The organism is Thermomicrobiales bacterium (assembly GCA_023954495.1).
GTDB lineage: Bacteria > Chloroflexota > Chloroflexia > Thermomicrobiales > CFX8 > JAMLIA01.
Window position 1 is genome coordinate 1 of record JAMLIA010000099.1, and the last position, 10,709, is coordinate 10,709.

Here is a 10,709-nt window from a genome sequence, read left to right on the forward strand (position 1 = left end):
TCGGACCTCGTCCAACCCGGTCCGCAAGGAGTCAACCGCCTCCCGCGTTGACTGGACCAGACCGAAGTTGCGTTCAGCCAGCGCGCCGAGGTGATCGATCTGCGTGCGTAGATCATCGAAACGGCGTTCGTCCTTCCCGGCGTCCTCTTTGCCGCGTCGGAGCGTCTCGCTCAGCTCGTTGATGTGCGCCTGGATCGAGCGCAGTGGACGACCGGACTCCTCGATGCGCGCCTCCAGATCGGCCACCTGCTGGCGCAGCCGCTGATCATCGAGCTGACGCGCCTGGAATGTCTGCGCGGTATCGTGGCGTTGCTGCTCAACGCCGGAGCGCACCTGGCCGAGCGCCATCTCGTAGGCCTTGAACAGCTCGTCGCCGCGCGTCTGGCGCGCAGTCATCTCGCGCACCAGCGCGCGCAGCTCATCGATCTGCTGCTGGAGCGCGACAATGCGCGCTTCGTCACGCCTGCGCCGCTCCTCGTCTCGCGCGCTCTCGCGAATATCCGGCCGACCGCTCATACTCCTCCTGACCCGGTGTGCCCCGGCTCCACGACCCATTCGTCCGTCGCCAGTTGCAGATGATCGGTGTAGAGTGCGCGGCCGACAATAGCGGCCTCGATGCCGGGAGTGGCAGCCAGCGCGGTCAGGTGCTCGCGTTGCGACACGCCGCCGGATGCGATGACAGCGACGCCCAGCGCAGCGATCCGCGCCGTTGCGTCGATGTTCGGTGCGTCGAGTGTGCCGTCGCGGCTGATGTCGGTATAAACGACCCGCTGCACGCCGCGCGCGATCATGTCGCTGACCAGCGACTCAGCCGATACAGCAGAGGTCGTCGTCCAGCCGCGCGTCGCGACCATGCCGTCGCGGGCATCGACGCCAACGATGATGCGCTCGGGTCCGGCCTCGGACAGCAGATCGGCCACCAGTTCCGGCTGCTCAATCGCGGCGGTACCCAGCACGATCCGGGCGACGCCGTCATTCAGCAGCGCCAGCGCATGATCGCGGGTGCGGATGCCACCGCCGACCTGCACGGGAATATCGAGCGCCGTGGCGATATCGCGGATCGTCTCGCGCTGCACCGGCAGCCCGTCGCGCGCGCCGTCGAGATCAACGACATGCAGCATCCGCGCACCGGCATCCTGCCAGCCGCGCGCAACCGCAATCGGGCTATCGGAAAAGACCGTCTCCTGGTTGTAATCCCCTTGATACAGGCGGACGCACAAGCCACCACGAAGATCGATCGCCGGAAGTACGAGCATCAGCGACCCTGCCCCACGGCACCGGCGCTCGCAGCAACCCCGCCACGCGCGACGATGTCGGCGAAGTTAGCCAACAATCGCAGCCCGGCGGTGCCGCTCTTCTCCGGGTGAAACTGGACGCCCATGAGATTGTTCCGGCCGACCATCGACACAAACGGACCGTCGTACTCCGTCGTCGCCATGACCCAGGACGAATCCTCCGGCACGCAGACGAACGAGTGGACGAAGTAGACATCGGTGCCATCAGGGATACCGGCCAGCAGCGGGTGGCCTTCCATACCGTCGGCATAGTGCAGCTGGTTCCAGCCCATGTGCGGCACCGGCAGGTCGGTCGAAAACTCGCGCACGACGCCGGGGATCACATCGAGGCAGGGCTGCCCGCCGTGCTCCTCGGAGTGCGACATCAGCGCCTGCATGCCCATGCAGATGCCGAGGAACGGCACATCGCGACGGATCACCTCCAGCACCGGCTCAATCAGGCCGCCGGCCTCAAGGTTTCTCATCGTGTCCTGCGCTGCCCCAACGCCCGGGACGATCACGCCCGGCGCGCCCAGGATTGTTGCCGGATCGGTGGTGAGTTGCGCAGCGACACCGGCCGCTTCAAGCGCGTTGGCGACGCTCCGGACATTCCCAGCGCCATAGTCGACCACCGCGATCATGTTGTCTCTCCTTTTAGAATGGGACTGCTCAGGCATCGTCATTCCGAGGACGGTCGAGCGCATCAATCGTCGCCACAACACTGTCGCCTAGAGCGTTCAGATTGTAGCCACCCTCAAGAATCAGCACCAACTTGCCGCCGCACAGCTCCTCCGCGACATCGCGCGCACGCTCGGCCAGCAGACCGAAGCTCTCGGTGCGCAAGCGCATCATCGCCAGCGGGTCGTCTTCGTGCGCGTCGTAGCCGGCTGAGACGAGGATCAGGTCGGGCGCATACGCGCGCAGGGCCGGTAGCACCAGATTGTCCATCGCGGCGAGGTAGACATCCTCACCGGTTCCGGCCGGTAGCGGGATGTTGATGATCGTGCCGGTTCCGTCACCCCCACCGGTCTCAGCCCGCGAGCCGCTGCCGGGGTAGAACGGGAACTGATGCAGCGAAATGAACAGGACCGACGGATCTTCCCAGAAGATCGCCTGAGTCCCGTTGCCGTGGTGGACATCCCAGTCCACGATCGCGACGCGCTGAATACCGTGGGCCGCTTGCGCGTGTCGCGCGGCGATGGCGACCGAATTCAGCAAGCAAAAGCCCATCGCGCGGTACGGCTCGGCGTGATGCCCCGGCGGACGGGCGAGCGAAAACGCTCGCGGCGCGCGCCCTTCGATCACCGCGTCAACGGCTTCGCAGGCACCACCGGCTGCCAACAGCGCCGTCTCCCACGACAGCGGCGAGACCCAGGTGTCCGGGTCGAGCCAGCCACCACCACGTTCGCCGATGCCGCGAATGCGTTCGACCAGCGCCGGTGCGTGGACAGCCAGCACCTGCTCTTCAGTTGCGGACGACGGAGTCAGCATCGGCAGAACATCGAACAGACCAGCCGTGCGCAGCGCATGGTCGATCGCCACCCAACGGTCCGGCGACTCTGGGTGTGATTCGGTCTCGTGATCCAGATAGGCTTCCGACCAGACAATGGCCGTCCGGGTGCCATCGACGCTCATACTGCGCAGTATACGGGTAGCGCCCAGCACCTGAATTCAGTCATCCGCCGTCCGGCGCGTCCCACCGAAGACCTGCACCGATGTCGGCTCCAGCTCCAGCCGCACCGTGTCGCCGCGCTCGACGACGACCTCCAATTGCTTCGCGGGTCGACCTGCCGTGTCGTCCGTCGTGACGATCAGGTCAGCGGATGGCGCAGCGTCAGGGTCGCCCGTGACCACGGTCTGGCCGCTGGCCGGGATGCGGCCCGGTGTCAGGGCGATGACGATGCTCATCGAGCGTCGCCGAACGACGACGGCTGACGCTTGCGCGTCGTCGCGCGTGCCGAGGACAGCGACCTGCAGCAGTCCGCCATCGATGGTCACGAGATCGCCGGTGTAGCGCACATCAATCCCCAGCCGCCGGGCAGATTGCTCGATGCTCGTCCAGGCCGACGCGGCACCCGGCGCACCGGCGACGATGACCGTCGCGGGCTGTACCTCATCGACGATAGCCAGCAGTGCCGGTGCCACCTCGTCGTTGGCGGGCGCGATCACAATATCCGGGCGCGTGCTCAGCGCCATCGACAGACGGCTGACAATTGAGAGCGCTTCCTCGCGATCGACGGTGTTCAGGATGAGGATGCGGCGGTCAGGTTCCTCAATCATCGCGCTCGGCTGTCCGCCGGTGTTGGTCACAATGACTTGCGCCTGATGCGGTGTTGTCAGCCAGAGGACTGCCGGGATACCCGCTGCCGCGACCACCGCCGCGACCAGACCGATGATGACGAGCAGGCGACGGTCTCGCCAGATGGCCGTGCGCTGTGTCGCGCGGCCGGACGCGCTCATTGCGTCGGGCTGTAGTAGGTCAGATCGACCGGTGAGCCAACTGGCACGCTCGCGCCCCACCCCAGCGTGCTGGTCAGAATGCCGCCAACCGGGAAGCTATCGCAGTCGAACGCCGGATCGACCAGTTGGAGAACACGGTCGCAGGTCAGCGGCACGACGCTCGTAACGACGAGGCCGGCCGACTCCATCTCCGAGACACCCTCCTGGTAGTCGACACCGTAGACGTACGGGACGACAGCGCCCTCTTCGGGCCGCACGACAATCGTGATCGTCGCTCCAGCTGGGGCTGAGCCGGACGGCTCGGTGCGGATGACACTGCCCGGATCTACCGCATCACTGGCCTCGTCCTCGCGGACCACAGTAAAGCCCAGCGCGCCCAGTTGCGAAATAGCCGCGTCGACGGCCATGCCGCTCACATCGGGAATCGAGACTGTCGCCGCACCGCTGCTCACCACGACCGAAACAACATCGCCGACCGGATGCATCGACCCGGCCACCGGCTGCTGGCTGATCACCTGCCCGACCGGCACATCAGCATCGGGCTGCTGAGTAACAATCAGCGTCCAGTACTCGCTGATTGTCGCGGCAGCATCCGCCTGATCCATCCCGACCAGCGACGGCACCTCCTGCATCGCGACCTGATCGGTCGTCGTCGCGGTTGGTGATGGCGTGGCCGTGGCAGACAGCGGCTGCGTCGGAACGATGCCCGGCAGCGTCACGGTCGGCGCGGTCGATGGCGGCTGGGTGGGCGTCGAGGTCGGCAACACGACGGCGTTCGCGGGCTGGCCGGTGGCAGTCGGCTCAAGATCGGCAGCAAAGATGCCGGGGCCGACCCTGAACGCCAGCAAGATCAACCCGACGATCGTCAGCAGGATCGCCGAGCCTATCAGCCAGGTGACGCAGCCAACATCATCGCGGTTCGCCCGCGTCTCCGGCGCTGGATAGCTGCGATAGGCGCGCACATCTCGCCGCGCCGCCGTCGGTCGCGTGGACATCTGGCCGGTCTGCTGGCGCACCGCGCCGCTGCCACGCACAACCGGCGGCGCTGCAGCCGGTCGCGGCGTACGAGCGACAGGTGGCGGTGGCGTCTGCGTGTGCGGCACGGCGCGCGTCTGTTCCACACGCGGCGCGGCTGTTCGGGCCGGCAGGTTCCAGTGGCGCAGCGCGGCAGCCAGCGCGTTACCCGTTGGGTACCGGTCGCCCGGCTCCTTGGCCAGCGCCTTCAGCACAATTGCATCGACGGCCGCCGGAATGGCCGCGTTGTATGTCGATGGCGCGGGCGGCGGCGTATTGACGTGCTGCATCGCGACGCCGACCGGCGTATCCGCCTCAAACGGCAGCCGCTTGGTCAGCATCTCGAACAGCACGACGCCGGTCGAGTACAGGTCCGACGCCGGCGTGGCCGGCTCCCCGCGCGCCTGTTCCGGCGACACGTAATGGACCGTGCCCATGCCGGTACCGGCCTCGGTCAGGTTGACGTCCTGCGCGCCCTTGGCGATGCCAAAGTCCACGACCTTCGCGTTGCCATCGCGATCGACGAGGATGTTCTGCGGCTTGATGTCGCGATGGACGAGCTGGCGCTGATGCGCGTAATCCAGCGCCGACGCGACCTGCCCGATGACAAAGACGGCCCCTTCGACCGAGAACGGCCCCTGGCGACGGATCAGATCCTTCAGGCTCGGGCCGCGGATGTACTCCATAACAATGTAGTGACGGTCGCCATCGGTGCCGACGTCGTAGACATTGACGATGTTGGGATGAGAGAAGCCGGCAGCGGCTTGCGCCTCGCGCTCGAAGCGGTGCAGGAAGTTGGCGTCGCTGGCGTACTGGCGGCGCAGCACCTTGACGGCGACGGCGCGATGCAGCAGCAGATCCTGCGCACGGTAGACGACGGCCATGCCCCCTTCGCCGAGGACATCGCCGAGTCGGTACCGCCCGTTCAGCACCGTCTGCTGTTGCTCCACCAGCCGACCTCCGGCGGTTCGTTGCCCGTACCACGCAGCGCCCGCGCGACTCGCGTTGCGGCGACAAGATCCGGCGCGCCCATCGAACGCGCCACCCGCGTCGCACCCGCATCCGGCGGCATGCGCAGCGCAATCGCTGCTGCTTCGGCCAAGGTTGCTACGAGAGCGTAGAGCGTTGGCCCAGCCCCACTGGCCGTCACGCAACTCGCTCCCGCCTGCCAAAGACAATCGTAAGCGTACCGTACCTCAGGGATACCGAGGAGTTGACGCTGAAATGCGTTTGGCGGCTCCGTCGGCCAGCAATTGCCTTCAGACATCTCGACGGCCAGCGCGCGCGTCGCCGCTCCGTCGCTGAAATCCTCCGGTTGCAGGCCCCGGTACAGCGCCACCGTCTTGCCGTCGATCTGCACGTCCGGCGTGACCAGCACGAACCAGCAGTCGATATCCGGCAATGGCTCCAGTGTCGTCCCGGTGCCGGTGGCCAGCGCCCGACCACTCGGGCCGAGGAAGAACGGCACATCGCTGCCCAGACGCGCTGCGTGCGCAGCCAGCGTCGCCTCGTCCGCCTCCGGCAGCGCCAGCCGTAGCGCGAGCGCCGCGTCGGACGATCCGCCACCCAACCCTGCCGCCGCTGGCACCCACTTGACCACCCGCAGATCGCCGGTCCAGCGCTCACGATCCGGCGCGAACGAAAGTGCGCGCGCGACGAGATCGGCATCCGGCGGCACACCTTGCGGCCCAGTGTAGGTGAACGGCTGCCCGGTCACCCGCCAGACAAAGCGATCGGCCAGACTGATTGCCTGCAGCACGGTCACGACCTCATGATAGCCATCCGGCCGCCGCCCGAGCACCTCCAGCCCGAGGTTGACCTTCGCTGCAGCACGCGCCGACAGCTGCCGCGCACTCACTGCACGGCCCCGGCATCGGCCAGCGCGCGAAAGACGGCGAGCCAGTCCGCAACCTGCAGCCGCTCGGCGCGCTCCGTTGACCGCACACCTGCGCGTTCCAGCGCCGCCTCGACGATCCCGCGCTCGACACCAAGCCCGCTCGACAGCGTGTTCGCCAACTGCTTGCGGCGCTGCGCGAACCCGGCCTGCACGACCCGGAAGAACGCGGCGTGCTCGTCTCGCGGCAGCAACGGATCGCGCGTCTCAATCCGGATCACCGCCGATTCGACGCGCGGCGGCGGAATGAACGCGCCCCCGCCGATGCGAAACAGGATGCGCGGCGAGCCATAGAACTGCACAGCGACGGCCAGCAGGCTCATCTGCGGCGGTGCGGCGGCCATGCGCTCGGCCACCTCACGCTGCACCATGATCGTCAGTACGCGCGGCGGCGGGTCGGCCTCCTGCAAGCGCCGCACGATCGCCGTGCCAACCGAGTACGGCAAGTTCGCCACGACCGAATAGCGCTGCCCAACCAGCGCGACCGGGTCGATCTGCAGCGCGTCGCCCTCGACGATCTCGACGTTGGACGGCATCACCTCGGGCAAGTGCGCAGCCAGCCGCCGATCCAGCTCGATCGCCACCACGCGCTCGGCGCGCGCAGCCAGCTCTTCGGTCAGGATGCCCAGCCCCGGCCCGACTTCCAGCACCGTCTCGCCCGGCTCGATCCCGGCAGCCTCAGCGATCCGGCGCACAATCCCGCGATCGTGCAGGAAGTTCTGCCCAAGAGCCTTGCTCGGCTCAATCCCGAGGGCGGCCATGCGGTCGCGATAGGAGGTCATGGGGAGACCTCACCCCCCCGGCCCCCCTCTCCCGTGGGGAGAGGGGGGTGTCCTGTGGCCAGATGAGTGGATGCCGGGTGGCGGACCCCTCCCCTGTGAAGGGAAGGGTCCCGGCTTCGTAGGGACATCGCTGGCGCTGTCCGCCGCCCGCAGGCGGCCATTTGTGGCGTAAGAGCACGTGGAACGGCTGCCATCATCATGCACGCAGAATAAAGCACGGGCGAGCCATTGGCCGCCCGTGCTTCATACATGCTTGCCCACACGCCGCGACCTACCGGACGCTGATGCCGGTGCCGGACATCACGCGGCCGATCTGCCAGATCGACAGACCGACTTCGGCGAAGTCGGCGCGGAGGGCGTCGGCGTCCTTCTCGGCGATGGACACGAGCAGGCCGCCGGACGTCTCGGGGCTGTAAAGCAGCCGGACGACGTCGGCATCGACGGCAGGATCGTGCGTGACGCCGCACTCCGGCAGCGTCTCGTAGTAGCTGCGGTTGCGATCTGCGCCACCGGGGAAGCGACCCTCGGCGGCGTAGCGCAGCGCGCCCGGCAGCCAGGGCAACGCGGCAGCATCGAGCTCAGCACTGACACCGCTCTTGATCGCCACCTCAGTCAGATGGCCAGCCAGGCCATAGCCGGTAATGTCGGTGCAGGCGTTCGCGCCGCTCTCACGGATGATGCGCGACGATGCCTTGTTCAGCATCAGCATGCTGGCGATGGCCGCTTCGGCGTCGGCCTCGTCGGCACCCTCCTGCTTGATCGACGTCGTGATGACGCCGGTGCCCAGCGGCTTGGTCAGGAACAGCAGATCGCCCGGTTGCGCCCCGGCCTTGGTCAGGATGCGATCCGGATGGATCGTGCCGGTCACGACAATGCCGTACTTCGGTTCATCATCGACGACGGTATGTCCGCCAGCGATGATCAGACCCGCCTCGGCCGCCTTCGCCGCGCCACCTTCGAAGATGCGGGTTAGGATGTCGAGCGGCAGGTTGTCCGGGAACGCGGCAATGTTCAGGCCGAGCAGCACGTCGCCACCCATGGCGAAGACGTCGCTCATCGAGTTCGCCGCAGCGATCGCGCCGTAGAGGTAGGGGTCGTCAACAACCGGTGGGAAGAAGTCCACCGTCTGGACGATCGCCTGCTCGTCGGACAGCTTATAGACCGCCGCATCGTCGCTCGTCTGCAAGCCAACCAGCAGGTTGGGATCAGTCGCAACGATCGACAGCGGTTGCAGTACTTGCGCCAGGGCCCCTGGCGCGAGCTTGGCTGCTCAGCCGGCGCAGGACGCCAGCGTCGTCAGCCTGATCTCGTCACGGGATTGCATACCCTGGTACTCCGTTTCACCATCGATCGTCACAACCGACGCGCCCACTGCGCGCCTAGAACAGCACGTTCTCCAGCTTGCGCTGATACTTACGCGTCAGCGGCGCGTCCATGCCCAACAGTTCGAAGACGGCGAGCATGCTCTTGCGGGCCGCGCCATCCTCCCAGCTTCGATCCAGCCTGACCGAGGCCAGCAGCTCTTCGAGCGCCTCCTGATAGAGCTCCTGCGCGGCCAGCAGCAGACCGTATCGATAACGCGCGCGCGGATCGTTCGGCGCGGCAACAGCCTCATCTGCCAGATCCTCGCCCTGGTGCTGGCTCACGTAGCGCTCAAGGAAGATGCGGTGCCGCTGCACCTTCACCTGCCGGTCTGGCGGCAGTCGATCCAGCAGCGATATTGCTTCATCATATGTTCCGCGCTTCGCCAGCAGCGACGCCAACCCAAGCACTGCGCCACGGTTGTCGGCCTGCTGCGCCAGCGCATCTCGATACGCCTGCTCTGCACCAGCCTGGTCACCAGCAGCCAGCATCGCCTCGGCGGCACTGACCGCCTGGTCTATCGCCGACGGGGCCAGCGACTCGAAGAACTGGCGCACGTTCGGCTCCGGCAGCGCACCGGTGAACTCCGACACCACCCGCCCATCACGGAACGCTTTGACCGCCGGAATGCTCTGCACGCGGTACTGTGCCGACGATGCCGGATTCTCATCCACGTTCAGCTTGGCAACGACGATCGAATCGGCGAACTGCTCGGCGACCCGCTCGATCACCGGACCGAGAATGCGGCACGGACCGCACCACGGTGCCCAGAAATCCACAACGACCGGCTTCGTGCGCGACTGCTCAATGACTGCCGACTGAAAGTCCGCGTCGGTCACGTCGCGAACAACCTGCTGTGTTGCCATCCTGCCTCACCTCTGACCACAGTACTGACTACATCGTCCTCAGCCTGCAACGCCCCAAGTGTACGCGCTGTTCCCGCTCTGCTCCGGTTACACTGGCGCGAGATGCGGACGGACAATAGACGAAGGAGACCCGACCGATGCCGATCTCAACCGATGAGCTGGTGCAGTTGGCGCTGGAGCTATCCGGCATGCCGGAGCTGCCGGCTGATTCGACCGTGAATGTTCCCGGCACCGGTATGTCGCGCGTGCTGTTCGGCATCGACATCGCCGGGGCGGAACTCCTGCTCGCCCGCCAGCTGCAGTGCGACGGCGTCATCGCCCACCATCCAGCCGGCGGCAGCTCCACCCGCGACTTCCCGGCCGTGCTGGAGCGCCAGATCGAGTTCCTCGTCGCCCACGGTGTGCCAGCCGAGATCGCCGAAGCGACCGTCCGTCCGATGATCGACGCCTGGTCGATGCGCGCCCATTCCGCCAACGCCGACCACACGCCCTCGTTCGCTCGCTTGCTCGGCATGCCGCTGATGAACATGCACCTGCCGCTGGACGAGCTGGGTCGCCAGATCATGGTCGAGGCGGTCGACACGCACCTCGCCGCGCTGCCGCACACCCCGACCGTGCAGGACGCGATCGATGGACTGCTGACGATCCCCGAGCTGGCCAACGCCGACACGCAGATCATCGTGCCGGTCGGCAACCCGGACAACGCCCTGGGCAAGCTGGCCGTCGTCCACGGAGCTGGCTCGAACGGTGGCGCACGCGTGGCCCGTGCCTACTGGGAGCACGGCGTCGATACGGTGCTCTACATCCACTGCGCCGGGGATCAGGTCGCCCAACTTCGCGAATCCGGCAAAGGCAACCTCATCGTCACCGGCCACATCGCCAGCGACCTCATCGGCATCAACCGCTACGTTACCGCCATTGAGGCACGCGGAGTTGAGGTGGTGCGGATGAGCGGGTTGTAGGAGCACAGGCGAATCCTTCCGATGTTGGACTGTGTCGGACGGGTGGGAGATCTCTCACTGCGGTTCGAGATGACAGGACAAGAGGGTTGCTGTCG

The 10,709-nt window shown here is 66.8% G+C and carries 11 protein-coding genes; 1 reads left to right on the forward strand and 10 read right to left on the reverse strand.

What is annotated here, in order from left to right:
- The 10 genes from M9890_14160 to trxA form a co-directional block, all read right to left on the reverse strand.
- Positions 1-516: hypothetical protein (locus M9890_14160; protein ID MCO5178095.1), on the reverse strand; the 516-nt coding region annotated here is incomplete at its 3' end.
- The gene (gene hisA / locus M9890_14165) at positions 513-1,256 is read right to left on the reverse strand and encodes a 1-(5-phosphoribosyl)-5-[(5-phosphoribosylamino)methylideneamino]imidazole-4-carboxamide isomerase (GenBank protein MCO5178096.1); all 744 of its coding nucleotides are present in this window, start codon (positions 1,254-1,256) and stop codon (positions 513-515) included. The genes hisA and M9890_14160, both read right to left, overlap by 4 nt.
- Entirely contained in the window at positions 1,256-1,915 is a 660-nt protein-coding gene (hisH, locus tag M9890_14170) for an imidazole glycerol phosphate synthase subunit HisH (protein MCO5178097.1), read from the reverse strand. Before hisH ends, hisA begins: the two co-directional genes overlap by 1 nt.
- A 28-nt stretch (positions 1,916-1,943) precedes the next feature.
- Positions 1,944-2,909, reverse strand: a complete 966-nt coding sequence (locus M9890_14175) for a histone deacetylase (protein MCO5178098.1) — start codon at positions 2,907-2,909, stop codon at positions 1,944-1,946.
- A 36-nt stretch (positions 2,910-2,945) separates the two neighbouring features.
- A complete protein-coding gene (locus M9890_14180; GenBank protein MCO5178099.1) occupies positions 2,946-3,734 on the reverse strand; it encodes a hypothetical protein in 789 nt (262 codons plus the stop codon).
- Positions 3,731-5,698 (reverse strand): protein kinase, encoded by a 1,968-nt coding sequence (locus tag M9890_14185; protein ID MCO5178100.1) that lies wholly within the window; start codon positions 5,696-5,698, stop codon positions 3,731-3,733. Before M9890_14185 ends, M9890_14180 begins: the two co-directional genes overlap by 4 nt.
- Positions 5,674-6,606: a hypothetical protein gene (locus M9890_14190; GenBank protein ID MCO5178101.1), complete on the reverse strand. Its 933-nt coding sequence runs from the start codon at positions 6,604-6,606 to the stop codon at positions 5,674-5,676. Before M9890_14190 ends, M9890_14185 begins: the two co-directional genes overlap by 25 nt.
- The gene (gene rsmA, locus M9890_14195; GenBank protein MCO5178102.1) at positions 6,603-7,424 is read right to left on the reverse strand and encodes a 16S rRNA (adenine(1518)-N(6)/adenine(1519)-N(6))-dimethyltransferase RsmA; all 822 of its coding nucleotides are present in this window, start codon (positions 7,422-7,424) and stop codon (positions 6,603-6,605) included. The genes M9890_14190 and rsmA overlap by 4 nt, the downstream gene beginning before the upstream one ends.
- A 271-nt stretch (positions 7,425-7,695) precedes the next feature.
- The gene (gene selD, locus M9890_14200; protein ID MCO5178103.1) at positions 7,696-8,748 is read right to left on the reverse strand and encodes a selenide, water dikinase SelD; all 1,053 of its coding nucleotides are present in this window, start codon (positions 8,746-8,748) and stop codon (positions 7,696-7,698) included.
- 55 nt (positions 8,749-8,803) lie between these two features.
- Positions 8,804-9,652 carry a thioredoxin gene (gene trxA, locus M9890_14205; GenBank protein MCO5178104.1) on the reverse strand — a complete coding sequence of 283 codons (849 nt, stop codon included), beginning with the start codon at positions 9,650-9,652 and terminating at the stop codon, positions 8,804-8,806.
- A gap of 137 nt (positions 9,653-9,789) precedes the next feature.
- On the opposite strand from trxA, the gene M9890_14210 reads away from it, so the two are divergent.
- Entirely contained in the window at positions 9,790-10,614 is an 825-nt protein-coding gene (locus tag M9890_14210; GenBank protein ID MCO5178105.1) for a hypothetical protein, read from the forward strand.
- Positions 10,615-10,709: the final 95 nt, after the last annotated feature.